This is a genomic window from Testudinibacter sp. P27/CKL/0425 (assembly GCF_052931395.1).
Genome location: NZ_CM128801.1, coordinates 1603034 through 1627760, shown reverse-complemented (window position 1 = coordinate 1627760; position 24727 = coordinate 1603034). Strand labels below are relative to the sequence as shown.

25 protein-coding genes are annotated in these 24727 nt (G+C 48.3%); 16 read left to right on the top strand and 9 right to left on the bottom strand.

Translation table 11 applies throughout. The features are described 5' to 3' along the window. The first annotated feature begins 69 nt into the window (after positions 1-69). The 8 genes from mfd (at position 70) to ACUHGC_RS08110 (ending at position 8231) form a co-directional block, all read left to right on the top strand. Positions 70-3507, top strand: coding sequence for a transcription-repair coupling factor (gene mfd / locus ACUHGC_RS08145; protein WP_446832851.1), 3438 nt, complete (start codon positions 70-72; stop codon positions 3505-3507). 164 nt (positions 3508-3671) lie between these two features. Beyond that, positions 3672-4256: a D-sedoheptulose 7-phosphate isomerase gene (lpcA, locus tag ACUHGC_RS08140; protein ID WP_446832850.1), complete on the top strand. Its 585-nt coding sequence runs from the start codon at positions 3672-3674 to the stop codon at positions 4254-4256. A 36-nt stretch (positions 4257-4292) separates the two neighbouring features. Beyond that, positions 4293-4931 carry a tellurite resistance TerB family protein gene (locus ACUHGC_RS08135; protein WP_446832849.1) on the top strand — a complete coding sequence of 213 codons (639 nt, stop codon included), beginning with the start codon at positions 4293-4295 and terminating at the stop codon, positions 4929-4931. 208 nt (positions 4932-5139) lie between these two features. Continuing rightward, positions 5140-5868, top strand: coding sequence for an arginine ABC transporter ATP-binding protein ArtP (gene artP / locus ACUHGC_RS08130; RefSeq protein ID WP_446832848.1), 729 nt, complete (start codon positions 5140-5142; stop codon positions 5866-5868). Between the two features lie 38 nt (positions 5869-5906). Next, the gene (locus ACUHGC_RS08125) at positions 5907-6626 is read left to right on the top strand and encodes an arginine ABC transporter substrate-binding protein (protein ID WP_446832847.1); all 720 of its coding nucleotides are present in this window, start codon (positions 5907-5909) and stop codon (positions 6624-6626) included. Positions 6627-6635: 9 nt separating this feature from the next. Beyond that, the gene (gene artQ / locus ACUHGC_RS08120) at positions 6636-7307 is read left to right on the top strand and encodes an arginine ABC transporter permease ArtQ (RefSeq protein WP_446832846.1); all 672 of its coding nucleotides are present in this window, start codon (positions 6636-6638) and stop codon (positions 7305-7307) included. After that, on the top strand, positions 7304-7990 hold the full coding sequence (artM, locus tag ACUHGC_RS08115; RefSeq protein WP_446832845.1) for an arginine ABC transporter permease ArtM: 687 nt from the start codon (positions 7304-7306) through the stop codon (positions 7988-7990). Before artQ ends, artM begins: the two co-directional genes overlap by 4 nt. A 97-nt stretch (positions 7991-8087) precedes the next feature. Next, positions 8088-8231: an entericidin A/B family lipoprotein gene (locus tag ACUHGC_RS08110; RefSeq protein ID WP_446832844.1), complete on the top strand. Its 144-nt coding sequence runs from the start codon at positions 8088-8090 to the stop codon at positions 8229-8231. Positions 8232-8317: 86 nt separating this feature from the next. On the opposite strand, the gene ACUHGC_RS08105 is transcribed toward ACUHGC_RS08110, so the two are convergent. The 4 genes from ACUHGC_RS08105 to dinB all read right to left on the bottom strand — a co-directional run bounded on the left by ACUHGC_RS08105 (position 8318) and on the right by dinB (position 11528). Then, entirely contained in the window at positions 8318-8548 is a 231-nt protein-coding gene (locus tag ACUHGC_RS08105) for a zinc ribbon domain-containing protein (protein ID WP_446832843.1), read from the bottom strand. Positions 8549-8565: 17 nt separating this feature from the next. Then, entirely contained in the window at positions 8566-8985 is a 420-nt protein-coding gene (ndk, locus tag ACUHGC_RS08100; protein WP_446832842.1) for a nucleoside-diphosphate kinase, read from the bottom strand. A gap of 73 nt (positions 8986-9058) precedes the next feature. Next, a complete protein-coding gene (gene pepB / locus ACUHGC_RS08095; RefSeq protein ID WP_446832841.1) occupies positions 9059-10369 on the bottom strand; it encodes an aminopeptidase PepB in 1311 nt (436 codons plus the stop codon). Between the two features lie 94 nt (positions 10370-10463). Beyond that, entirely contained in the window at positions 10464-11528 is a 1065-nt protein-coding gene (gene dinB, locus ACUHGC_RS08090) for a DNA polymerase IV (protein WP_446832840.1), read from the bottom strand. 220 nt (positions 11529-11748) lie between these two features. On the opposite strand from dinB, the gene ACUHGC_RS08085 reads away from it, so the two are divergent. Next, the gene (locus ACUHGC_RS08085; protein WP_446832839.1) at positions 11749-13707 is read left to right on the top strand and encodes a glycoside hydrolase family 3 protein; all 1959 of its coding nucleotides are present in this window, start codon (positions 11749-11751) and stop codon (positions 13705-13707) included. Positions 13708-13711: 4 nt separating this feature from the next. Here ACUHGC_RS08085 and ACUHGC_RS08080 read toward each other — a convergent pair whose 3' ends face one another. Together ACUHGC_RS08080 and ACUHGC_RS08075 are read right to left on the bottom strand one after the other, a co-directional pair. After that, on the bottom strand, positions 13712-14410 hold the full coding sequence (locus ACUHGC_RS08080; RefSeq protein WP_446832838.1) for a CidB/LrgB family autolysis modulator: 699 nt from the start codon (positions 14408-14410) through the stop codon (positions 13712-13714). Between the two features lie 11 nt (positions 14411-14421). Then, positions 14422-14829: a CidA/LrgA family protein gene (locus tag ACUHGC_RS08075; RefSeq protein WP_446832837.1), complete on the bottom strand. Its 408-nt coding sequence runs from the start codon at positions 14827-14829 to the stop codon at positions 14422-14424. Between the two features lie 103 nt (positions 14830-14932). Here ACUHGC_RS08075 and ACUHGC_RS08070 point away from each other — a divergent pair, with 103 nt between their 5' ends. From ACUHGC_RS08070 to ACUHGC_RS08055, 4 genes are read left to right on the top strand one after another with little or no spacing between them, the layout of a single operon-like run. Continuing rightward, complete coding sequence (locus tag ACUHGC_RS08070) at positions 14933-15424, top strand: thermonuclease family protein (RefSeq protein ID WP_446832836.1); 492 nt, start codon at positions 14933-14935, stop codon at positions 15422-15424. A gap of 38 nt (positions 15425-15462) precedes the next feature. Continuing rightward, on the top strand, positions 15463-16671 hold the full coding sequence (locus ACUHGC_RS08065) for an aminotransferase class V-fold PLP-dependent enzyme (protein ID WP_446832835.1): 1209 nt from the start codon (positions 15463-15465) through the stop codon (positions 16669-16671). A gap of 2 nt (positions 16672-16673) precedes the next feature. Then, a complete protein-coding gene (locus ACUHGC_RS08060) occupies positions 16674-17069 on the top strand; it encodes a SufE family protein (protein WP_446832834.1) in 396 nt (131 codons plus the stop codon). A gap of 6 nt (positions 17070-17075) precedes the next feature. Further along, the gene (locus tag ACUHGC_RS08055; protein ID WP_446832833.1) at positions 17076-17903 is read left to right on the top strand and encodes an SDR family NAD(P)-dependent oxidoreductase; all 828 of its coding nucleotides are present in this window, start codon (positions 17076-17078) and stop codon (positions 17901-17903) included. A 329-nt stretch (positions 17904-18232) separates the two neighbouring features. Here the strand turns inward: ACUHGC_RS08055 and ACUHGC_RS08050 are convergent, their stop codons facing one another. Genes ACUHGC_RS08050 through ACUHGC_RS08040 form a run of 3 tightly spaced genes read right to left on the bottom strand, consistent with a single transcriptional unit; the run spans position 18233 to position 22016 of the window. Then, the gene (locus tag ACUHGC_RS08050) at positions 18233-18406 is read right to left on the bottom strand and encodes a YnbE family lipoprotein (RefSeq protein WP_446834870.1); all 174 of its coding nucleotides are present in this window, start codon (positions 18404-18406) and stop codon (positions 18233-18235) included. Between the two features lie 18 nt (positions 18407-18424). Then, positions 18425-21205, bottom strand: coding sequence for a YdbH family protein (locus ACUHGC_RS08045; RefSeq protein WP_446832832.1), 2781 nt, complete (start codon positions 21203-21205; stop codon positions 18425-18427). A gap of 4 nt (positions 21206-21209) precedes the next feature. Continuing rightward, positions 21210-22016 (bottom strand): hypothetical protein, encoded by an 807-nt coding sequence (locus ACUHGC_RS08040; RefSeq protein ID WP_446832831.1) that lies wholly within the window; start codon positions 22014-22016, stop codon positions 21210-21212. A 94-nt stretch (positions 22017-22110) separates the two neighbouring features. Here ACUHGC_RS08040 and gloA point away from each other — a divergent pair, with 94 nt between their 5' ends. The 3 genes from gloA to ACUHGC_RS08025 all read left to right on the top strand — a co-directional run bounded on the left by gloA (position 22111) and on the right by ACUHGC_RS08025 (position 24714). After that, the gene (gloA, locus tag ACUHGC_RS08035) at positions 22111-22518 is read left to right on the top strand and encodes a lactoylglutathione lyase (RefSeq protein WP_446832830.1); all 408 of its coding nucleotides are present in this window, start codon (positions 22111-22113) and stop codon (positions 22516-22518) included. A 68-nt stretch (positions 22519-22586) separates the two neighbouring features. Next, entirely contained in the window at positions 22587-23261 is a 675-nt protein-coding gene (gene rnt, locus ACUHGC_RS08030; RefSeq protein ID WP_446832829.1) for a ribonuclease T, read from the top strand. A gap of 94 nt (positions 23262-23355) precedes the next feature. Continuing rightward, complete coding sequence (locus tag ACUHGC_RS08025; RefSeq protein ID WP_446832828.1) at positions 23356-24714, top strand: Na+/H+ antiporter family protein; 1359 nt, start codon at positions 23356-23358, stop codon at positions 24712-24714. Positions 24715-24727 lie beyond the last annotated feature (13 nt).

Genomic DNA, 24727 nt, shown 5'->3' with positions numbered 1-24727 from the left:
AAACCGCACTTTCACTCTCAGCGCGTCTGGGGTACACTAGGCGCTTATTTTTCTGACGATTAATTATCCATGAACAACCTATTCAACCTCACATTACCTCGCCAAGCCAACGATCATAAACTCCTCGGCAATGTGATTGCCGACAGTGACGTATTGGCGATTACACAAGCTGCCGAGCAGCATACGGGCTTAACCGTGGTGGTGACTGCCGACACGCGCCATGCGCTCAGCTTAGAGAAAAAACTCAGCCAATTTAGCACAAAAAATGTCTGCTTTTTCCCCGATTGGGAAACCTTGCCGTATGACAGTTTTTCACCGCACCAAGATATTATTTCCGCACGGCTCAGTGCGCTGTTTTTCTTACAGCAAGCGCAGCAAGGGATTTTTGTACTGCCAATTAACACCCTGATGCAGCGCCTGTGTCCGCCGTCTTTTTTAAGCAATAACGTATTATTGATTAAACAAGGCGACAAATTGAAGCTGGATAAATTGCGTTTACAGCTGGGAAACGCAGGCTATCGCGCGGTGGAACAGGTGTTAGAACACGGTGAATATGCAGTGCGCGGCTCATTGTTGGATCTGTTTCCAATGGGCAGCAATGAGCCATTCCGTTTGGATTTTTTTGATGATGAGATTGATTCGATCCGCACTTTCGATGTTGATAATCAGCGTACATTGCAGACGATTGCCCAAATTAACTTATTACCCGCACACGAATTTCCGACCGATGATAAAGCGATTGAATTTTTCCGCGGGCAATTTCGCGAACGGTTTGAAATTCGGCGTGATCCCGAGCATATCTATCAACAGATCAGCAAAGGCACGCTTGTGGCGGGCATTGAATATTGGCAACCGCTGTTTTTTGAACAGATGGCGACGCTATTCGATTACTTGCCTGAACACACGTTGTTCATTGATTATCAGGCAAATCACGAGCGTGCCGAGCGTTTCTATCACGATGCGCAACAGCGTTTTGAAAACCGCAAGGTTGATCCGATGCGTCCATTGCTTCCGCCCGATCAACTTTGGTTACGCAGCGAGGAGATTAATCGCCAGCTGAAACACTACCCTCGCCTCACGCTCAATGGTGATAAACTGCGCAACTCCGCGCGTCAAAGCAATTTGCCGGTGAGCCTGTTGCCTGAATTAACCTTGAATGCGCAGCAAAAAGAACCGCTTAAATTACTGCGTCAATTTGATGAGCAATTTGAAGGGCAACTGCTGTTTTCGGTGGAAACCGAAGGGCGGCGCGAAACCCTGCTGGAATTATTGCGCCCGCTCAAGCTGAAACCGCACTTTGTCAAAGCCTTGTCACAAATAGATAAACAACGATACAATCTTATTATTAGTGGGATTGAAATCGGTTTTATACTAGATTCAGAACGTCACAAATTAGCCATTGTCACCGAAACCAATCTGCTTGGCGAACGGGTGCAACAGCGCAAACGTGATCAGCGCAAAACGGTCAATCCCGACACCTTAATCCGCAATTTAGCCGAGTTAAAAAGCGGGCAGCCTGTGGTGCATTTAGAACACGGCGTGGGGCGCTACGGCGGTTTAACCACCCTTGAAACAGGCGGCATTACCGCAGAATACCTGATTTTACACTATGCTGCTGAAGCAAAACTGTATGTGCCCGTGTCTTCGCTTTACCTACTCAGCCGCTATGTCGGCGGCAATGAAGACAGTGCGCCGCTGCACAAATTAGGCAGCGATGCGTGGGTTAAAGCGCGCCATAAAGCGGCAGAAAAAATCCGTGATGTGGCGGCAGAATTGTTGGACGTATATGCCAAGCGTGAAACCCAAACTGGCTTTGCGTTCCATTATGACAAAGCGGAATTTAAGCAGTTTGCCGACACCTTCACCTTTGAAGAGACCCCCGATCAGCAAATGGCGATCAATGCCGTCATCAGCGATATGTGCCAACCGAAAGCGATGGATCGCCTGGTTTGTGGCGACGTCGGTTTCGGCAAAACGGAAGTCGCGATTCGTGCCGCATTTTTAGCAGTCAGCAACAATCGACAAGTGGCGATTTTGGTGCCGACCACCCTGCTCGCCCAACAGCATTACGATAATTTCAAAGATCGCTTTGCCAATTTAGCGGTGAATGTTGAAATGTTGTCGCGCTTTAAAACCGCAAAAGAACAAAAAGTGATTTTAGAACAGCTGGAAGAAGGCAAAGTCGATATTCTGATCGGCACGCACAAACTGCTGCAATCTGAAGTGAAATTTAAACAACTGGGGCTGTTGGTAGTGGACGAAGAGCACCGCTTTGGCGTGCGTCAAAAAGAGAAAATCAAACAGCTGCGCGCTAATGTGGATATTCTCACCCTCACCGCCACCCCGATTCCGCGCACTTTAAATATGGCGATGAGCGGTATGCGAGATCTGTCGATCATCTCAACGCCACCAGCGCGCCGCTTAACCATTAAAACTTTTGTGCGTGAGAGCGATGATTTGCTGATCCGTGAAGCGGTGCTGCGTGAAATTTTGCGTGGCGGGCAAGTCTATTACCTGCACAATGATGTTGCTACCATTGAAAATTGCGCCGAACAGCTGGCGCAATTAGTACCGGAAGCACGGATCGTTGTCGGACACGGGCAAATGCGTGAACGGGATTTAGAACGGGTGATGAGCGATTTCTACCTCCAGCGCTACAATCTATTGGTCTGTTCAACCATTATCGAAACCGGGATCGACGTGCCGACCGCCAATACGATCATCATTGAACGGGCGGATAAATTCGGCTTGGCACAGCTGCACCAATTGCGTGGACGCGTCGGGCGTTCGCACCACCAAGCCTATGCTTATTTGCTAACGCCACACCCGAAACGCATGAGCAAAGATGCACTTAAGCGGCTGGAGGCGCTCGAGAGCCTCGACAATCTCGGTGCAGGATTTGTGCTCGCAACCCACGATTTAGAAATTCGCGGTGCAGGTGAGCTGCTCGGCAGTGAGCAGAGCGGGCAAATTGAATCGATCGGCTTCTCGTTATACATGGAACTGCTGGAAAGTGCGGTCAATGCGCTGAAAGAAGGGCGTGAACCGTCGCTCGATGAACTTACCCAGCAGCAAGTGGAAATTGATTTGCGTATTCCTGCGCTGTTGCCTGAAGACTATTTAGGCGATGTGAATATGCGCCTGTCGTTCTACAAACGGATCGCCAGTGCCGCCAATCAGCAAGAGTTGGACGAACTCAAAGTAGAGCTGATCGACCGCTTCGGTTTATTGCCACAAGCAGGTAAAAACTTGCTACAAATCGCCGAACTTCGGTTGCTCGCCAAACCACTGGCAATCCAAAAAATCGAAGCCCACGCCCAAGGCGGCGCACTGGAATTTAAAGCCCATGCCGAATTAGATCCGATGAAGTTTTTGGCGCTGATTCAGCAAAATCCAACGGTGTACCGCTTCGACGGCCCAACCAAATTCCGTTTCACCCACGCCACCGACACTGCGCAAGCACGGATTGAATTTGTAGAAAATTTAGTCAAGTCGTTATTAGATTAAATCAGTCAGACCGCACTTGCACACCGCACTTGAGCCATTTCGGCAAAGTGCGGTTTTCTTATCGCTTATCGTCCATAATCCACTGACATTTTTCCCATATCATTCCCCGCCAATCTGTTCTACAATAATCAAACTACTTAACTCACCTTTATTGAGGAACAGATATGTATTTAGATCAAATCAAAGCTGAATTAGACGAAGCGGCAACGGTATTAGATAACTTTATCAACGATGAAAATAACTTAACGTTGATTCAGCAAGCCGCACTCTTAATTTCCGACAGTTTCAAACAAGGCGGCAAAGTATTGTCCTGCGGTAATGGCGGTTCGCATTGTGACGCGATGCACTTCGCCGAAGAATTAACCGGTCGCTACCGTGAAAATCGCCCCGGCTACCCCGCGATTGCGATTTCCGATGTCAGCCATTTAAGCTGCGTAAGTAACGATTTTGGCTATGACTACGTGTTTTCGCGCTATGTCGAAGCGGTGGGGCAAAAAGGCGATGTACTGTTCGGACTTTCCACCTCGGGCAACTCGAAAAATGTGCTAAACGCGATTGAAGCCGCTAAGGCAAAAGGCATGAAAGTGATTGCGATGACCGGCAAAGACGGCGGCAAAATGGCGGGCTTGGCGGATGTGGAAATTCGCGTACCGCACTTTCGCTATGCCGATCGGATCCAAGAGATTCACATTAAAGTGATTCACATTCTGATGATGTTAATCGAATTTGAAATGGCGAAATCCGCTTAAGGATTGAGAACGTTCATTGATATAAGGAGAAACCCGATGAATAATTTATTCAGTCAATTACAAAGCCGCCTGGGCGAAATGATGAAAGATGAGAATTTTTCTAAAATCGCTAAAAGCGCCGCGGTAGGCAGCTTGGCAGGTTTGATTCTAGGCAACAGCAGTGCGCGCAAAGGCGTATTTAAAGCCGGCAGCTATGCCGCGTTGGCCGGTGCGGCGTGGCTGGCTTATAATAAATGGCAGCAAAGCAAAAACGGCGTGAGCGCGCAAGATCTGAATTTCGATCCGCAAAGCCAGCAACAAGCGATTGAATATGCCAACAGCAGCCTGTCGGATCATAAAATCATGTTGCTGACCCAAGCAATGGTCTTTGCCGCCCGTGCAGACGGACAAATTGATGCGCAAGAAAGAGAACAAATCCACAAAGGGCTGAACCAATTGGGGGAAGGCGAGCGTGCCGATCAGCTGATTAACGAGTGGCTGAATGCTCCGTTAAATCCGCAAGCGCTGGCGGATCAAGTCGATGAACCGCAATTGGCGGCGGAAGTCTATATGGCGTCACTGTCGGTGATTGATCCGGATCACTTTCTTGAGCAAGCCTATATGCAGCAACTGGTGCAAGCCCTCGAACTGCCGAGCGATTTAAAACAGCAACTGGAATTAACAGCGAAACAATAACACGAATGGGGAAGATTTTTTTTCCCCTTTATTTTGCCCGCCCACGTAGAAAATAACGCCGTTATTTTGAACAAACTTGAATTTCATGCGCCGAATCTGAATTTTTATGCGACTTTGCTCGCTTTTTTTGAGATTTTATTTGCATGAGGCTTTTTTTATTATTACTATTCCGCATTATTTATTCACCCACCTAAGATACGTTGGCGACATGACGATCAGTATTAAAAACTTGAATTTTTTCTACGGCAGCAAGCAGGCTCTTTTTGACATCAACTTTGAATCGCAAGACGGCGATATTATCGTGTTGCTGGGGCCGAGCGGCGCAGGCAAAAGCACGTTGATCCGCACGCTGAATCTGCTGGAAGTGCCAAAGAGCGGTCAATTGACCATCGCCGGCAATCAATTTGAATTATCTGCCAATACCGATGCCAAAAAAATCCGCAAATTGCGCCAAGATGTCGGCATGGTATTCCAGCAATATAACTTGTGGCCGCACTACAGCGTGTTGGAAAACTTGATCGAAGCGCCAATGAAAGTGTTGGGCTTGAGCAAAGCAGAAGCGGTGGAACGCGCGCAGGGCTTATTGAAACGCCTGCGGGTGGAAGATCACGCCGACCGTTTTCCGCTGCATTTGTCCGGCGGGCAACAACAGCGCGTTGCCATTGCCCGCGCGTTGATGATGAAACCGCAAGTGCTGCTGTTTGACGAACCGACCGCGGCACTGGATCCGGAAATCACCGCGCAAGTGGTTTCAATTATTCAAGAATTGCAACAAACCGGCATCACCCAAGTGATCGTCACCCATGAAGTGGCGGTGGCGCGCAAAGTCGCAACCAAAGTGATCTACATGGAACAAGGCAAAATTATTGAAATGGGCGGTTCCGACTGTTTCCAACATCCGCAAACCGCCGCGTTTGCGCATTATTTATCGCATTAATGTTCAACTTCTCATCCATTTTTGTTAAGGAGCTTACAATGAAAAAACTACTCGCTACCGCACTTTTAGCCACCGCATTTTCCGCCAATGCACTGGATATCACCTTTGCGACCGAGCCGACCTATCCGCCGTTTGAAAACACCGATTCCACCGGCAAAATCGTCGGTTTTGATATTGATGTCGCAAACGCAATTTGTGCGGAGATTCAAGCCAACTGTAAATTCCAAAGCCATTCGTTCGACAGCTTGATCCCAAGTTTAAAATTCAAGCGTTTTGACGCTGCGATTTCCGCTATCGACATCACCGAAGAACGCGCCAAGCAAGTCAGCTTCACCAATCCGTATTACGACAGCTCCGCCAGCTTTATCGTGGTGAAAGGCAAAACCGATCTGAACAGTGCGAAAAATATCGGCGTACAAAACGGCACCACTTTCCAGCAATATATTGCGGAAAACGGCAAACAATACAGCGCGAAATCCTATGCCACGCTACAAAGCGCAATCTTGGATCTCAAAAACGGACGCATCGACATTATTTTCGGTGACACCGCCGTGCTGGCAGACTGGATGAAAACCGATGACAGCCTTGAGTTCAGCGGCGAGAAAGTCACCGTTCCTAAATATTTCGGCACCGGTTTAGGCATTGCGGTCAACCAAGCCAGCACCGAATTACTGGAAAAATTGAATCAAGGCTTAGCGGCAATTAAAGCCAGCGGCGAATACCAAAAAATTTACGACACTTGGATGAGCGGAAAATAATAAACCTCTATGTTTAGCAACTTTCTCTCGCTCATGTTCTCAGCCACCCTGATGACCTTAGGTCTGGCTGTTTGCGCATTAATTTTGGGCTTGCTGCTCGCTATGCTGTTTGTGGTGTTCGAAACCGCCAAAATGAAGGCGATTCGCAACACCACCTCGGTGGTGCTGACGTTGTTGCGCGGTTTGCCGGAAATTTTGGTGGTATTGCTGATTTATTACGGCTCAACCCAAGTGCTGTTCCTCCTGACCGGCGATTTTGTCGAATTCAGCCCGTTTTGGTCCTGCGTGGTCGCCTTGGCGATTATCTTCGCGGCGTATGCTTCACAATCGCTGCGCGGTGCGATTCAAGCGATTCCGTTGGGACAATGGGAATCTGCGGCGGCATTGGGCTTAAGCCGTGCGCAAGCCTTTATTTCGATTATTATGCCGCAAGTCTGGCGCCACGCGTTGCCGGGGTTGAGCAACCAATGGTTGATCTTGTTAAAAGATACCGCACTTGTTTCCTTAATCGGCGTGAACGATCTGATGCGCCAAGCGGAACTCAGCAACGCAAATACTCATCAGCCGTTCACTTGGTACGGCATTGCCGCTCTGCTCTATTTAGCAGTCACCATTTTAAGCAAAATCGGCATTGCCCGCTTGGAAAAACGATTCACCCGATTTGAAAGGGAGGCGGCATGATCTACGACTATTTTTTGACGATTGCACAAGGCATTCCGACCAGTCTGGCGCTAACCGCCGTGGCATTAGTTATTTCGTTTATTTTGGCGGTGCTGTTCACATTTATCCTGTCGCTGGAAAACCGCACTTTGAAAGGCTTGGTGAAAGGGTATATCACGCTGTTCACCGGCACGCCGTTATTAGTGCAGATTTTCCTGATTTATGCCGGCCCGGGGCAATTCCAATGGATTATCAACAGTCCGTTTTGGTCGCTGCTGTCAAACGCGTGGTTCTGCGCCATGTTGGCATTGGCTTTAAACAGTGCCGCATATTCCGCCCAGCTGTTCCACGGCGCGGTGAAAGCGATCTCAAAAGGCCAATGGGAAAGCTCGGCGGCGTTGGGCTTAAGCCGTTGGCAAACATTGCGGATTCTAGTACCATTCGCGCTAAAACGCGCCCTGCCGTCATACACCAACGAGATTATTTTGGTGTTTAAAGGCACCTCGCTTGCCTCAACCATCACGATTATGGATATTATGGGCTATGCCAGACAGCTTTACGGCACACAGTATGATGCACTTCTGATCTACGGCATTGCAGGGGCGATTTACCTGCTGATCACCGGTATTGCCACCCTGCTATTGCGCCGTTTGGAAAACCGAGTGTTATCATTTGAGCGCTTAGAAACCACCAAAAGCCATTAATTTGAGGGTTGTTATTTTATTTTTATCCGTGTAGTATAACCCTAAGTGGTTATTTTTAACCACTTAATTCACTTTAACTATTACGGGAGATACAACTATGAAAATGATCTGGGCGCTTATTTTGGCAGCAACCATCGGTACGTTAACCGCCTGTAACACAGTAAAAGGCGCAGGACAAGATATTCAATCCGCCGGTGAAGCGATTGATAACTCCGCCACCAAAGTGCAAAATAAAATGTAATCTTGCTCGTTAACACAGAGTGACGAAATGCCGAGTAGATCAAGTATTCCTCGGCATTTTCTTTTTTGAGTCCGCAGCAACTCTATTTAGCCATTGGTGATCCAACTGGCAACCAATATAAACACCACAAAAATCGCCAACCAAATTAAGTGTAATTTCACACTCTTGCGGTTGATCTCCGCCTTATGTTCACGCAAACGCTGATGTTGCGCTTTGTAGCGTTCCAAATCCTGCGGATCAAACGAAAAGCCGCAAGACGGGCAGCTTTTTGCCGTATCGCTCACTTTATGCCGACATTCCGGACAACGGGTTAACATAGCATTTCCTTTTTCAATTAACGCGGATGAATTTCACTTTCCGCAAAAAAATACTCGATCTCCCGCTTTGCTGAAGCTTCGGAATCCGAGGCGTGCACCGCATTAATGCTTTTACTTTCGGCATAATCAAATCGAATCGTGCCGGCATTCGCTTCATTCGGATCGGTCAAGCCAACCAGATCCCGATGGCGCTGAATCACATTTTCCCCTTGTAGCACCGACACCAGCACCGGCCCGGAGGTCATAAATTTGACCAAACCGTCATAAAACGGTTTGCCTTGGTGTTCGGCATAAAATCCGCCCGCCTGCTCTTCAGTCAGTTGCAGCATTTTACTGGCGACAATGGTAAAACGCGCGCTTTCAAAACGGGATAAAATCACGCCGATCAGATTTTTGCGTACCGCGTCCGGTTTGATAATCGAAAGAGTTTGTTGCATATCGCTTCCTTCTAAATGTCTTGAGAGTAAAAGTGCGGTCACAACCGCACTTGGAGCCATAACCAGCCGACTATTAACTGTCAGCCTGATTTAATAATAAATTTGCCAGTGAATTCACCCCGATTCCGGTTGCACCGGTTGCCCATAGCGGACTTGCGGATTTGCGGAACGTGGCGGAACAGTCAATATGCAGCCAGTTTTTCTCATAATTTTTCAAGAAATAAGATAAAAAGGCGGTGGCGGTACTCGCCCCTGCACCGCTGCCCGCCGGCACGGAAGCCGTATTGCAGATGTTGGCGAATGACGAACTAACTTGTTCACGGTGAAACGGCTCGAACGGCAAACGCCAAAACGGCTCATTCTCTTGTTGTGCGGCTTCAAACATCGCGTTGACCAGTTTATCGTCCATTGACAAAATCGAATGGTAGTCATTGCCGACCGCCATTTTTGCCGCACCGGTTAAGGTCGCACAGTCAATGATAAATTGCGGCTGCTGCGCTTCCGCGTCGATCAACCCGTCTGCCAGCACCAAGCGCCCTTCAGCATCGGTGTTCAACACTTCCACCGCCACGCCGTTGCGATATTCGATCACATCGCCTAAACGAAACGCGCGGCTGCTGACCATGTTTTCAGCGCAGCATAAATACAGTTTCACCCGCTTATTCAGGCCGCAGGCAATCGCCAGCCCAAGCGCACCGCTCAACAGCGCCGCGCCGCCCATATCGGAACGCATTGAATCCATCGAATTGCTTGGTTTTAAGCTGTAACCGCCGGTATCAAAGGTGATGCCTTTGCCGACCAAACACGCCATCACCGGTTCGTCCGGATTGCCGCTCGGGTTAAAATCCAGTTGCAACATCGCCGGTTGATTAGCCGATCCTTTGCCCACCGTCCAAATGCCGTGATAACCGCGATCCCGCAGCTCTTCACGCGAAATAATGTGGTATGAAACCGCACTTTCGTTTTCCGCCTGTGCCGCCTGCTGCAAAATAAAATCCGCTGCGCGGTGCGCCAGTTCTTGCGGCGTGATCTGCTCCGACGGCAGATTGATCAGCTCGCGCACAAAATCACCGGCTTCAATTTGGCGGAAAAGTTGCTGCTGTTCCGCATCGTCCAGGCTTGGAAACTCCACCGCAAATTGCTGTTTGGCGGTGTAAAATCCTTGGTAAAACGCCCAGCAGCGATCTAAATCCCAATGCTTGCCTTCCAGCTCAACATCATTAATCCCCTGGCTGCGCAGTTTCCGCGCCGCTTGTTGAATTTTAATCCGACTTTTTTCTTCGCCGAAATGAATGCTCGCCGTGCCATTATCAAAACTGACTACCGCACTTTTGCCCCAAATCTCATCGGCTGATTTTTTAGTTAATTGAATTTTCATGCTCATATCGACACCTTTGTCTTGAAATTTAACTGTTTATAGCACATACGCATTTTTAGTAAATCGGAAATGTAATATTTTTGTGATAATTTCAATTAAATCACCATAAACTGAGTTGTTGTGCTGTTTTTTTGTGCGGCAAAGTGACGTTCAAGCCGATTAAACGTACGCTGCGTCCGTTGGCTCGCTGCCAAATTTGTTGCAGCAAAATTTGAAAGCTGTGTTCATTTAGCGGGTGGGCGCTGCTTTCCAAGGTGGTGGTTTGAAAATCGTTGAATTTCAGTTTAACGCCAAGTTTACGATAGTCACGCAACGGAATATCCGGCTGAGCGCGCTGCAATCGCAGTAGCAATTTTTGATATAGCACGAATAAGATCTCCGCCGCCGATTCCACCTGCTCAATATCTTGCGACAAGGTGGTTTCCACCCCGACCGATTTGCGCTCGCGCTCCGGCTGGACCGCTCTTTCATCGATGGCGTGACTGAATTGCCAAATTCGCTGCCCCAACTTGCCGAATTGATCCAACAAAATATGCTGTTTCAAGCGGCGAATATCCGCGCAGGTTTCCAATCCCATCGCCTGCAGTTTCTGTGCTGTCACCGGCCCGACGCCGGGGATTTTTTTCAGCGGCAGTTGCAACACAAAGGCATCCACTTCCATTGGTGTCAGCACAAACTGCCCGTTTGGTTTGTTGATGTCGGAAGCAATTTTAGCTAAAAATTTCAACGGTGCGACACCGGCGGAGGCGGTCAGTTGCAGTTCCTTAAAAATTGCTTGCCTAATTTCCGCCGCAATCCACGTCGCCGAGCCGTTACAAGCCTGACAATCGGACACATCAAGATAGGCTTCGTCTAACGACAGCGGCTCGATTAATTCGGTGTAGCGCCGAAAAATCTCGTGCACTTGCTCCGACACTTGTTTGTATAGCGCCATATTGCCCGCCAGCAAAACCAAATCCGGGCATTTTTTCAATGCAAGTGCGGTCGGCATTGCACTGTGCAAGCCGAATTTGCGCGCTTCATAATTACAAGTCGACAACACGCCCCGCTGTGAAACCGTGCCGCCCACCGCCACCGGTTTGCCCAGCAACGACGGATCTTCACGCATTTCTACCGCGGCAAAAAAACAATCCATATCGATATGAATAATCTTTTTCTGTTGCATAGCCAAATGAGAAGTCAAAAACAATATGCGGATTATAACGCAAAATACTGTATAAAAAAACAGGTGTTAATTAAGTAAATTTATTAAATTAAGCCATATTAAAAACAACCTATTGAAAATCAAAATTTAACTCAGTTAAAAAAACAACAATTCAGTATTTTCATTTATGTTTTTTATTTAAAATAATAAATTATACTGGAACAAATATGGGAGTGCTCTATTGAACAGGTTAACCGCACTTTGTCTTTTTTCTTTTGTCAGCTGCAACTTGTTGGCAGAAACTGCCATTATTCAGCCAACACTGACTTATCGTCAGATGCCGATATTGCAGTTTAGAAAATGGCATTTTAAAGATCTCAATCGTAACGGCACGCTCGATCCCTATGAAGACTGGCGATTAGATGCCGAAACACGTGCCGATGATCTGCTTGCCCGAATGAACCTGCAAGAAAAAGCCGGCACCTTGATGCACGCCACCGCAATCACTCCACAAAGTATTAGCGGGCAAGGGGAACATTATGATTTGGAAGCAAATCGACGCTTAATCCAAGATAAAAAGATCACGAGTCTGTTAACCCGTTTATACGCCGACTCCATTGCGACGTTCAGCAAGGAAAATAACAAATTACAGGAAATGGCGGAAAATACCCGGCTTGGTATTCCGATCAGCGTCAGTTCCGATCCTCGAAATTCATTCACACAGTTGGACGGCATGAGTGTTGCCGCAGGACAATTCACCCAATGGCCTGAATTTTTAGGCTTTGGCGCGATCAATGATCCGGAACTAACCCGACAATACGCCGATTCCGTGCGGCAAGAGTATCTCGCCAGCGGGATTCATATTGCGCTTTCGCCACAAGCTGATTTAGCGACCGAGCCGCGTTGGTCGCGGAACGATGGCACCTTTGGTGAAAATGCCGAAGCCGTCAGCCAAATGGTGAATGCGTATGTCAACGGAATCCAGCACGGCAGCCACGGCTTGCGGCTCGGCAGCGTGGTTTCGGTGGTGAAACATTGGGTCGGTTACGGCGCGGCGCAGGACGGTTGGGACAGCCATAACGCTTATGGAAAATATGCGGTTTTCCCAGCGAATAATTTAGTACAGCATATCGAACCGTTTTTAGGCGCATTTGCTGCCAATGTTGCGTCGGTGATGCCCGCCTATTCGATTTTAAAAGACGTTCAAATCAATGGTAAACCGCTAGAGCCGGTTGCGGTCGGATTCAACCGCACTTTGTTGACCGATGTGCTGCGCAATCAGTACGGTTTCGACGGCGTGATTCTCAGCGACTGGCTAGTGACCAACGACTGCGGTCAAGAGTGTCAAGAAGGCGAAAAATACGGCACGCCTTCCCTGCCGCCCGGTGCGCCTTTGGGCATGGAAAAGTTGCCTTTACAACAACGGTTTCTTAAAGCGTTAGATGCCGGCGTCGATCAGTTCGGCGGAGTTTCAAATACCGATTTAATCATCAAAGCCGTTCAGCAACGTAAATTGTCAGAAGCGCGTTTGGATCAATCGGTCAAACGCATTTTGCTGCAAAAATTCAAAATCGGGCTGTTTGAAGCGCCATTTGTTGATCCTAAACGGGCTGCCGTCATTGTCGGTAATAAAAAGGCAAAGAAAGAGGCGCAAAAAGCGCAAATGAAGTCATTGGTTTTATTGGAAAATAAAAATCAAACTCTGCCGCTGAAAAAGAAAAGCAAAGTATTCTTACACAGCGTGGATGCCAATGTTGCGACAGCACTTGGCTTTAAAGTAGTAGCAACGCCTGAAGAAGCAGACATCGCAATTATTCGGATTGCCACCCCGTATGAAATTTTACACCCGAGCTATTTTTTCGGCGCGCGCCAACATGAAGGCGCACTGGATTTCAGTTCGGACAACACCGACTACCGGTTAATTAAAAATACCGCTGCGGTCGTACCGACCGTCGTCAGTATTTACCTCGATCGTCCGGCAATTCTAAGCAATATCCAGCCGCATACCGCTGCATTGATTGCCAATTTCGGCGTCAGCGATCATGTGCTGCTTAGCGCGCTTCTCAGCTTGGCGGATTTCAGCGGAAAATTGCCATTTGAATTGCCGTCGTCAATGCAGGCGGTAAAGGAACAGCAACCGGATTTACCAAGCGACAGTCAAAATCCGCTCTATCCGATCGGTTTCGGATTAAAACGCTAATCGGCTAAAAGAGCAACATCACCGCATGAAACACCAGCGGCGCCAGCACCGAACTGATAATCCCACACAGCACCAGCGCAATCGAACTGTACACGCCCGCCTGTTGATCCATTTCTAAAGTGCGGGCGGTGCCAAGGGCGTGAGAAATCGCACCGACCGACAGCCCGATTGCTTCAGGGTGTTTTAAACCGATTTTTTTCAGAATCAGATACCCGAAGATCGAACCTTGCAACCCCGCCAACAGCACCCCGACCGCCGCCACCGACGGCACGCCGCCGACGGTTTCCGCCACCGCCATCGCAATCGGCGTACTGAGCGATTTCGGCAGCACCGTGGCGATAATTTCCTCACTTGCACCTAACAGCAATGCCAAGCCCGCGCCACTAAACATCGCCAACAGCGAGGCGGCGGTGGTGATCAATAAAATACTGCGCCAACGGCGACTGATTTGGCGAAGTTGCTGATATAGCGGCAGCGCTAAAGCCACAATCGACGGCCCAAGTAGACTATTCAACGGTGCATTGCCCTGCATATAACGATCGTAAGGAATATCCAACAGCAACAAAGTTCCGATTAATAACAACAGCGTCAGTACAAACGCATTGAACAGAATCGACTTCCAGCGCTTATGCAGCCAAAGTGCGGTGATAAACGCCAAAATCGTTAATACGGTATATAAATAGATCGTCAGGTTCTGTAACATTATTCCCCCGCTTACGACGACTTGCGCTTTTGCTGCGCTTTTTGCCGCAGTTTGCGCATGCTGTGGCGTTCGAACAGATAATCGCCTAACAGGCCGATCACCACTAAAGTCAGCATCGAGCTGAGAATATTCGGAATCACCAACTGCTTGGCATTCGCCAGTAGCAGATCGGCATATTTGATGATGCCAACACTGACCGGAATAAACAACAGCGCCATATAACGAATTAACAGACTGGCGCCGGGGGCAATCCATTCGACTTTGATAATTTGGGTCGCCAGACACACAAACAGAAGCAGCAAGCCCCAAATACTGCCCGGCACCCCGATCGGAATCAAATGCTGCACCGCGGTGCCGAGATACAACATCGCATATAAAATCGCTAACGAACGCAGCAGCTGCAGGATTTTTTGTTTCATCTTGATTTGATATGGCTGGAAAATATGAAATAATTCTCTCTTAATTTGTGATCAAAGTCACTGTATTTCCCGTTTTTTTGGTTTTCTCAAGTGAGGCTGTAAAGTGTTGATAACACGTTTTTTCTTTTTATTTGCATTTTTGTTACTTTCCACGCCGTTTGCCACGGCAAAATCCAGCACTAACCCATTGCAATGTCGTGCAATTCATATCAGCGACGGCGACACCTTCACTTGTTTAAGCGACAACCATAAACGGATCAAAGTGCGGTTATTGGGCATCGATGCACCGGAAAACGGGCAGGCTTACGCCAATCAAGCCAAACAGCAATTGGCAAAATTGATTCACAAACAAACGGTGAGCCTCAAAATTGACGGCATCGATCAATACGCCCGCCGCCTGGCAACGGTGTACGACAGCCAGCAACGCAACATCAACCTGCTGATGATCGAAAACGGCTACGCTTGGGCGTATCGCTTCTATCATAAAAACCCGCAATACCAAAACGTACAAGACCGTGCACAACAGCAAAAGCGCGGTTTATGGCAAGACAACGCCCCGCAAGAACCGTATTTGTGGCGCAAGGCGCAGCGTTAAGTTTATAATAGCCACTTCCCTAACACTCGGAATAACTTATGCCGCATTTCAACCCCGAACAATTTCGCGCCGCATTTCCCTATTTTCAGCAAGATTCGGCACTGGTTTATCTGGATTCCGCCGCGACCGCATTAAAGCCGCAGGCACTGATCGACAGCACGCTGGCATTTTATCAAAGCGCCGGTTCGGTGCACCGCAGCCAACACGAAGAGCAGCAAACCGCACTTTATGAACAGGCACGGCAGTTAACTGCACAATGGATTCACGCCGAATCCAGCGATTGCGTGATTTGGACTTCCGGCGCAACGCAAGCGATTAACACCGTGGCGCACGGATTGGCGGCAAGTATTCAACCGGGCGATGAAATCATTATCAGCGAAGCGGATCATCACGCCCATTTTGTGACTTGGTCAATATTGGCGCAGCAATGCGCGGCGAAATTGATTGTGTTGCCGATTAACGATCAATGGCTGATTGAAAGTGCGGTATTGCAACAAGCGCTTTCCGCGCGCACTAAATTAGTGGCACTGAATTATGTTTCGAATGTCACCGGCACGGAACAACCCGTCGCCGAATTGGTACGCACCATTCGTCAAACCGCGTCGCAAGCGCTGGTGTTGGTCGATTGTGCCCAGGCGATCGCTCATCTTAAATTGGATATTCAAGCCATTGACGCCGATTTTTATGCCTTTTCCGCCCACAAATTATACGGTCCAAACGGACTCGGCGTGCTGAGCGGCAAACTAAGCGCGCTTGAAAAACTGTCACCGCTGTTGTATGGCGGCAAAATGGTTGATCGCGTTTCAAAACAAAACATCAGTTTTAATCGTCTGCCGTATCGACTGGAAGCCGGCACGCCGAATATTGCGGCGGTGATCGGATTCGGCGCGGTGCTGAATTGGTTACAAACGATTGACTTTCAAGCCGCCGAACGCTACGTCGTCGAACTGGCGCAACAACTCAAAGTGCGGTTACAAACCTACCCTCACGCACGGCTGTTCAACTCGCCGCAGCCCAGCTCGGTGATTTGCTTCGTGTTTGATGATCTCAATGTCTCTGATTTAAACACCTTGTTAAGCGAACAACGAATTGCACTGCGTGCCGGCGAACACTGCGCGCAGCCATATTTAAGCCGTTTAGGACAAAAAAGCACCTTGCGGCTGTCGTTTGCGCCCTACAACACGCCGAACGAGATTGCGCTTTTTTTCAACGCATTAGACAGCGCATTGGCGCTGTTGAGGGAGTGATAATGCCGCCGATTGAAGAACTTATCGCCAAATTTGAACAACTTCAGCAATGGGAAGCGCGCTACCGCTATTTGATTCAGCTCGGCAAACAGCTGCCGACTCCAAGTGCAGACGACTTGGCGCAAATGCAGCTGATTCGCGGTTGTGAAGTGGAAGTGCGGTTTCGTGCCGACAAACAAGCCGACGGCAGCTATCGCTTTGCCGCTTACAGCGAAGCGCGGATTATGAACGGCTTGCTGTACCTGCTGCTCTGCGCATTACAGGATTTGCCGCTAAGTGCGCTACAACAATTTGACGTCGCCGCACTTTTACAACAATGCGGCATTGCACAGCGGCTGAGTGAAACCCGTTTAAACGGCTTAAAAAATATCGAAACCTTGTTACATCATTTGGATTAACACAGCATGACCAAAACTATTTTTATCACCGGTTGTTCAAGCGGCATCGGCTACGCAACCGCACTTTACCTCAAACAACACGGCTGGCAGGTGATCGCCAGCTGCCGAAAAAGTGACGACGTCACACGCTTGCAACAAGCCGGTTTAGAGTGTGTTCAACTTGATATTACCGACTCGCAACAGATCCAAACCGTGCTACAACAGATCACGGCAATTCGCCGTTTAGATGCGATTTTCTGCAATGCGGGTTACGGACAAACCGGCGCAGTGGAAGACATCAATCGCGCGGCGCTGCGCGAACAGTTTGAAACCAACGTGTTCGGCACTTGGGAGTGCATCCAGCACGCAATGACGATTCTCCGCCGCCAAGGGCATGGGCGGATTATCGTCAACAGCAGCATTCTAGGCTTTGCCGGCATGCCGTGGCGAGGGGCGTATAACAGCAGTAAATTTGCCTTGGAGGGCTTGTGCGATACCTTACGCACCGAATTAATCGGCAGTGATATTTTCGTCAGCCTGTTGCAACCCGGCCCCATCACCAGTCGCTTCCGCCCGAATGCGTTGACAAAATTTCATCAGCATATCGACTGGCAAAACAGCGTACACCATGCCGCCTATGAGAAACAGCTGGCGCGCTTAAACACCAAAGGTAACGCCAACCCGTTCACCCTGCCGCCGGAAGCCTGCGCCAAAGCGGTGTTGCAATGCCTGAACAGCCAACACCCGAAAGCGCGTTATCAAGTGACATTTCCGACTAAACTCTACTGGTGGCTGCGCCGTATTTTGCCCACTCGTTGCTTTGATTGGGCGAATTGGAAAGGTGGGAATAAATAATCCATTATGTACACCGTTTAATTGATATTTATCCAATCAATTGGTGTAGCGACTGTATTTACTACACTATGAAATAGCGTACTGCCTCCCTCTGCCCTTCGGGCATCTCCCTCCGCACGCGGAGGGAGAGAAAATCAAGTAATGAACAATAAAATTTCTTTCGCCCTCTTCGTTTACGGAGGGGGCTGCCGAAGGCTGGGGGAGGTATAGAATACTATTTTAATTAGGTTGTATAGCAACTGTGTTTCGTTCCTTTAAAACAATCAAATTTCGGCTTAACCACCTGATTAATAGATCAACAAAACAATATATTACAGATTAATCGCCCACTACGGCTCGCCCAAAACCCGGCGGGTGTTGTCGTCGGTTTCGATTTGGATCTTGTGTTCGACTTCCACATTCATATTGATAGTAATCCCCTCTTTTGGGGTTTCCAGCTGGATTTTCGGTACGCAGCCGAGCATTGGCAGACTGAGTAAAAGTGCGGTTAGCGTTCTAGGCATAAATAACATGATTGCTCTCTATGGTTTTCGACGGCTTTCTTGCCGTTGTTGCAGTCGATATTCTAAATTCTGTTTTAATTCTGAGCCGAAATTAATCGAACTCCACAAATCAAAGGCATTTTCTTTATGATTGTAATTCAAAAAGATCGGATTTTGTAACGCATTATTGGCTTTAATTTGTGCGTTCATCAAGCCGGTGCCGTCTTGCAGCAAATTCACTTTGATATTTGAATCATACACATCCATGGTTTCCATCAGGTTGGTTAAAATCCGCTCGGTTATTCCGCCGCCTTGTTCGATCTCTTTAATCAACTCGTCGCCCAAGTGGATCCGCCAATCGCTGCCTTGCTCGATAATGCCGTCACAAATAATACAGTCGGAATTTTCGATCCAAAACGGCAGATTGGCGTTCACCTTGCCGCTCATTTCCAATTGGTTATATTGCAACAGCTCCAGCACTTCGCTTAATTCAATATTGTTCAACCGCAAAAATGCCGGATTGTGCTGCGGCAGGGAAAATTTGCTCACATTCAGCTCGCCGCCGAGTAACTCCAAGTGTAAGCGGCTGAGTGATAAAGGCATTTTTCGACTATAAGGATAATGCCCCTGCACTTGCAGCGAAACATTTTTCAGCCGCACGCCGTTTTCCAACGCGGCGATTTTCACTTCAGCCGGTTGTTTCACCCCCAATTGGAAACGCTGGTTTTGATAACGGTATGGCAAGGAGAAATTGATCCCGCTGATCGAGCCGTCAGGCAACGCAATATTGGCATTTTGGATCGCGACGTGTCCACCGGCAACCACGCCATTTTCAGGCGAAATGGAAAAAGCGGTCTGCCCGCGAATCGTGCCGCGCTGAATCAGCCATTTCCAACGCTGTGGAAACAACGGCTGGAACACGTTGGCGGATTGCTGCGGCCAATAAATATTGCCGCGCAAAATGCCGTCTTGATAACGTGAAAACAGACGAATCGGCCCGAGCTTATCGGATGTCAGCTCACTTTTCAAATTCAGATCGGTAAAATCTTTGCCTTGAATGCTGACCGTGATATCCGGCTTGATAAATTGCCCGCCATATTCAAACTGGATTTTCGGGGTGTTCACGCTCAACGCGCCTTGCAGTTTTTGTTGCTGGTAATCCCAATCCACACTCTCGGTTAAAGTCAATTTTAAGCTGTCCACCTCGACGCCCGGCAGGGAAAATTTATTCAATTCGCCGTCTAATAATTGAATTTTAATCAGATTGTCCTGCCAAAACCCGCGTCCGCGCAAACTGACTACGCTGCGCAAACTGGGAATATCGGCATATCCCCAAAAATTCCAGCGCCAAATATTGGCGATCGCTTGTGCCTGCTGTAAGCCGGTCACATTCTGTGCCGAGCGGATATTAAAAATCGAATGGATACCGGCAATAAATTCATTTGCCCGTCCGTCCAGATGCAGATCGATCCGCTCAAATTGGCGAGTTTTGCCTCTTAAAATCGCCTGTAACCGCCCTTTGACACCATACTGCCCGACCACCACGCCCGCCAACGGCAAACGCAACTCCTCAATATCAATATGTTCGGTGTTGCCGTTCATTCGCAGCAGTGAGCCGCTCAAAAAGCGCAGAACCGGATCGTGCAACGATCCTTCGACTTGCATCGGCAAGCTGGCATAAAAAATACTGTCGAACGATTTCACATCGCCATTTGCCTGTAACGGAATATGCAGACTATTCTGTTCAATAATGCCGTTTAAGCCCTGAATAACGATCACGCCCTTGCCTTTTTCACCGTTCGATAGCAAGGAAAGGCGAAAATTGACTTTTAACGGGAAGCTATTCCAGAAAAAGCGGCTCTCCTCCGATTGTACATTGAGATCCAGAAAACCGTTCATCGGCTGTGGCAAATCTTTTGACCAATTAAATTGCGCTTTGCTGATCTGTAAATTGCCGTCTTGAATATCAAACGGCAGGCTCACTAATTCGTGTTCTTGTTGTTCGGCAACTTCATACAGCTGCAATTTGGCTTGTTGCTGTTGCCAAGCCAGTCGCATTCCGCCTTGCGGAATAATCAAATATGGTGAACGCCAATGAAAATCCAAATTCGCTGTGATTGGTAATTGATCAAAACTCGCCGCCAATTCGCTGTCAATTGCCAATTGGTTAAACTGTTCGCTATCCGGCTGATAGACCGCAGTTGCCGTCAGTTTTTGCCCGACAAGTTCCGCATTCAGATCCAATAATGGATTGGGGGCAACTGCGGTGTCGTTAATCTCGTGAGCCGTGCCAGTTTGCGGGTTTGATTGTTCACTGCGCAAATGCAGACGCAATGCGCTTCCTTCCCGCACCGCACTTGCATACGTTGTTGCAGCAAGAATTTGCTGTAATTGTGGTTGTTGCAGTGCCTCATGATTTCGCCAGGTTAATTGTGCGATTTCCAGCTCACCCAGTGGCAGCAGTGCCCACAGTCGATCGACGGTGAACGGCGTTTTGCTTTCGCTCTCATTAGTCTGTTCCACCAATTGTTGCAGGCAGGCGTAGTCCAATTCCAATTGCTGCACCGCTAATTTGCGCGACTGCCAAGTTAAACGAAGATCGCTGGCTTCGCCCAATTCGCAATCAGCCGTTTGCAGCTTAAAGTGCGGTAGCGTAATGCCGTCAAAGTCAGTTTCTAACGGTTGGGATAAGCTGATTTGATAATCCGGAAAAAGAAAATGATTTGCGACGGTTTGCAACCCGCTGGCGCGCAGCAGATAGCACAGCGCCGCTACAATCAGTAACAGCAGCAATCCGAGTGCAATCAGTCCATTTTTCATCATCTTACATCAGCCAAAACGGCAAGCTGATTGTCAAGAGCATAAGCAGCGTCAACACCGCCGGCGTGAGCGGTTGATTTTTCCAGATCAACCAACCCAACACCCCCGCCGTCAGCAGATGAACGGCAAAATAGAGCGCAAAACCAAGCACACTGACGGTCACTGCAATTAAGTTGAAATACAGTAACAACAGAACCACCACGCTATACAACGCATTCAACATCAGTGCCAGCAGCATTAAACGAGGCAGTAATGCAATAAATCCTTGCAAACGATTGCGCGAGATTTTCAGCAGCCAATTGGCAATGATCGCGCCCAATAACAATTGGCTAAACGGACTGTAGCGCAGCCACTCTTGCAGTGGCAAATTCAGCCAAATCGAGCAATACGCCAGCAGCCCAATCACGCCGCACACATTGGCAAACAGCAACAAACCGCGACGCAGCCGCTCATCGTCTTTCGGTTGTTGCCAAACGGCGAACAACATCAAAACAGATGCGCCGATCACCAATGCCAGCGGAATATAACGCTTTTCAGCTAAAGCGCCGAGCAGCAACAGCCCAACCCAATACAGCGCCAGATACAGACTGCCTTTAATCAGCCGTGCGCGCTGCCCGTTGCAGATTTCGCCTTTAATAAAGACAATTTGTGCCAGCAATTGCGCATCCAACACCGCCAACGAAAAATGAGCAATGAAAACGTTCAATTGCTGTTGTGAAAAGAAAAGTGCGGTTTCTGCGCCAAGCAACAACAGCGCCGGCACAAGTGAAAGAAGCAGAATTTGAACTTTGTTTTCGTTATGGTCTGACATAAAACGCTCAACGTGGTAAAATAATGGCAATCAAGGATATCTTGACATTATAATGCCATATTTCTGGTTTCGTTAACAATTTAGGGGATTAATCATGCGAATTTTACATACCATGCTGCGTGTCGGCGATTTGGATCGCTCGGTCGCATTTTATACCGAAGCGTTAGGAATGCGTGTGCTGCGCACCAGTGAAAACACCGAATACCAATACACTTTGGTTTTCCTCGGCTATGACGACGAAGACAAAAGTGCGGTTTTGGAACTGACCTACAACTGGGGCGTGGAGCAATATGAATTAGGCAACGCCTATGGACACATCGCTATCGGCACCGATGACATTTACGCCACCTGCGACAAAGTGCGGTCAGCCGGCGGTAATGTCACTCGCGAACCGGGCCCGGTGAAAGGCGGAACCACCGTCATCGCCTTTGTGGAAGATCCGGACGGTTATAAAATCGAATTTATCGAAAATAAAAGCGCCAAAGCCGGTTTAGGCAACTAATTTGCGCCCGGAATCTCACGACTAATTTGAGATTCCGGCATTTTCTTTCCAGCCAACAGGATTCTATTTTGACGAGCACGCCAACTTCCCCGCAACCCGACAGCAACACTAATTATCATTTATTAAAAAATCGCTTTCGTGAATATTTTCCGGTGATCATCGACGTGGAAACCGCCGGTTTCAACGCTAAAACCGATGCTTTGTTGGAACTTGCCGCAGTCACGTTAAGAATGGATGAAAACGGCATTTTGCTGCCGGATGAAAAATGCCATTTCCATATCGAACCGTTTCAAGGGGCGAATATTAATCCCGAATCACTCAAATTTAACGGCATTGATATTGAAAGCCCGTTGCGCGGCGCGGTGAGCGAGGAAACCGCACTTGGCGAACTGTTTCGCATGGTGCGCCGCACCCAAAAAGCCGCCGATTGCAAACGCTCGATTATCGTGGCGCATAACGCCGCATTTGATCACAGTTTCCTGATGGCGGCGGCAGAGCGCAGCCAGCTGAAACGCAATCCCTTTCATCCGTTCGGCACCTTCGACACAGCCACCCTCGGCGCGTTTATGTTCGGTAATAATGTGTTAATCAAAGCATGCCATGCGGCGGGGATCGGTTTTGATCCGAAACAAGCCCATTCGGCACTATATGACACCGAAAAAACCGCCGAATTGTTCTGCTATATGGTGAATCGGTTAAAAACCTTAGGCGGGTTTCCGTTATTTAGCGCCGATTCGCAATAAAATCGAGAAAATAATTTGATTTTGTTTTAAAATCTTGGCGCTTTAATTTTACCTTTTTTATTTTCGTTTTTATCAACCTTAAGGAACTCTGTGTATGTTATTCACCAATAATGTGGTGCTATCCATTGTTTTGCTGCTGGCGCTAAGCCTGATGCGAATTAATGTGGTGATCGCCCTGATTATTTCCGCATTAGCTGCCGGTTTATTGGGCAGCATGGATATTCAAACCACCATTTCTACTTTTACCAATGGTTTAGGTGGTGGCGCAGCGGTCGCTATGAATTATGCCATTTTAGGTGCATTTGCGGTGGCGATCTCTAAATCCGGTTTAACCGATCTACTTGCGCTGTGGGTTATTAAGAAATTAGGCAAACAACCTAGCGAAAAAGCCCTGTTTTGGTTTAAATATTTAGTGTTGTTGCTGCTGGTGCTGTTTGCGGTTTCATCACAAAACTTATTGCCGGTGCATATTGCTTTTATTCCGATTGTCGTGCCACCATTATTGGACATAATGAATCGTTTGAAGCTGGATCGCCGCGCCGTCGCTTGTGTGTTAACCTTCGGTTTAACCGCAACCTATATGATTTTGCCGGTCGGCTTCGGGAAAATTTTTATTGATAATATTATCGTGACCAAAATCAATGAAGCCGGCAGCGCACTTGGGTTACAAACCACCGCAGCACAAGTTTCCAGCGCCATGTTGATTCCGGTTATCGGCATGATTTTAGGCTTATTGACAGCGATATTCATCACCTATCGCAAACCGCGTGAATATCTTGTCGCCACTCCGGAACCAACCGCAGACAGCATTGAACAACGTACCGCCAATATCAGCCCGACGCATATCGCTATTAGCATCGCAGCTATCGTTGCCACTTTTGGGCTACAACTTTACACCGATTCCATTATCATCGGTGGCTTGGTCGGTTTAGCCATTTTTGCCCTTGGCGGAATCTTCAAACTCAAAGAAAGCAACGATCTGTTCCAACAAGGTTTGCGTCTGATGGCGATGATCGGCTTTGTGATGATTGCCGCTTCCGGATTTGCCAATGTGATTAAAGAAACCGACGGTGTTGCCGTTTTGGTACAAACCTTTAGCGAGACTATCGGCAGCGACAACAAAGGCTGGGCAGCGATGATTATGCTGTTAATCGGCTTGTTTATCACCATGGGGATCGGTTCGTCGTTCTCCACTGTGCCGATTATCGCAGCTATTTATGTGCCGATTTGTATCAGTTTAGGCTTTTCCGAACTGGCAACGGTTTCCCTGGTTGCCGTATCCGCCGCCTTAGGTGATGCCGGCTCCCCGGCTTCCGACTCGACTTTAGGACCGACTTCAGGTTTAAACGTCGACGGCAAACACGATCATATTTGGGATTCCGTGGTGCCAACCTTTATCCACTTCAATATTCCGTTGTTAGTATTCGGCTGGATCGCCGCTATGGTGCTGTAATTTAGCCAATCGG

Bases quoted from the DNA above. Each gene is read 5' to 3' on its own strand.
- mfd (WP_446832851.1), top strand. From the start codon at position 70: ATGAACAACCTATTCAACCTCACATTACCTCGCCAAGCCAACGATCAT.
- lpcA (WP_446832850.1), top strand. From the start codon at position 3,672: ATGTATTTAGATCAAATCAAAGCTGAATTAGACGAAGCGGCAACGGTA.
- ACUHGC_RS08135 (WP_446832849.1), top strand. From the start codon at position 4,293: ATGAATAATTTATTCAGTCAATTACAAAGCCGCCTGGGCGAAATGATG.
- artP (WP_446832848.1), top strand. From the start codon at position 5,140: ATGACGATCAGTATTAAAAACTTGAATTTTTTCTACGGCAGCAAGCAG.
- ACUHGC_RS08125 (WP_446832847.1), top strand. From the start codon at position 5,907: ATGAAAAAACTACTCGCTACCGCACTTTTAGCCACCGCATTTTCCGCC.
- artQ (WP_446832846.1), top strand. From the start codon at position 6,636: ATGTTTAGCAACTTTCTCTCGCTCATGTTCTCAGCCACCCTGATGACC.
- artM (WP_446832845.1), top strand. From the start codon at position 7,304: ATGATCTACGACTATTTTTTGACGATTGCACAAGGCATTCCGACCAGT.
- ACUHGC_RS08110 (WP_446832844.1), top strand. From the start codon at position 8,088: ATGAAAATGATCTGGGCGCTTATTTTGGCAGCAACCATCGGTACGTTA.
- ACUHGC_RS08105 (WP_446832843.1), bottom strand. From the start codon at position 8,548: ATGTTAACCCGTTGTCCGGAATGTCGGCATAAAGTGAGCGATACGGCA.
- ndk (WP_446832842.1), bottom strand. From the start codon at position 8,985: ATGCAACAAACTCTTTCGATTATCAAACCGGACGCGGTACGCAAAAAT.
- pepB (WP_446832841.1), bottom strand. From the start codon at position 10,369: ATGAGCATGAAAATTCAATTAACTAAAAAATCAGCCGATGAGATTTGG.
- dinB (WP_446832840.1), bottom strand. From the start codon at position 11,528: ATGCAACAGAAAAAGATTATTCATATCGATATGGATTGTTTTTTTGCC.
- ACUHGC_RS08080 (WP_446832838.1), bottom strand. From the start codon at position 14,410: ATGTTACAGAACCTGACGATCTATTTATATACCGTATTAACGATTTTG.
- ACUHGC_RS08075 (WP_446832837.1), bottom strand. From the start codon at position 14,829: ATGAAACAAAAAATCCTGCAGCTGCTGCGTTCGTTAGCGATTTTATAT.
- ACUHGC_RS08065 (WP_446832835.1), top strand. From the start codon at position 15,463: ATGCCGCATTTCAACCCCGAACAATTTCGCGCCGCATTTCCCTATTTT.
- ACUHGC_RS08060 (WP_446832834.1), top strand. From the start codon at position 16,674: ATGCCGCCGATTGAAGAACTTATCGCCAAATTTGAACAACTTCAGCAA.
- ACUHGC_RS08055 (WP_446832833.1), top strand. From the start codon at position 17,076: ATGACCAAAACTATTTTTATCACCGGTTGTTCAAGCGGCATCGGCTAC.
- ACUHGC_RS08050 (WP_446834870.1), bottom strand. From the start codon at position 18,406: ATGCCTAGAACGCTAACCGCACTTTTACTCAGTCTGCCAATGCTCGGC.
- ACUHGC_RS08045 (WP_446832832.1), bottom strand. From the start codon at position 21,205: ATGAAAAATGGACTGATTGCACTCGGATTGCTGCTGTTACTGATTGTA.
- ACUHGC_RS08040 (WP_446832831.1), bottom strand. From the start codon at position 22,016: ATGTCAGACCATAACGAAAACAAAGTTCAAATTCTGCTTCTTTCACTT.
- gloA (WP_446832830.1), top strand. From the start codon at position 22,111: ATGCGAATTTTACATACCATGCTGCGTGTCGGCGATTTGGATCGCTCG.
- ACUHGC_RS08025 (WP_446832828.1), top strand. From the start codon at position 23,356: ATGTTATTCACCAATAATGTGGTGCTATCCATTGTTTTGCTGCTGGCG.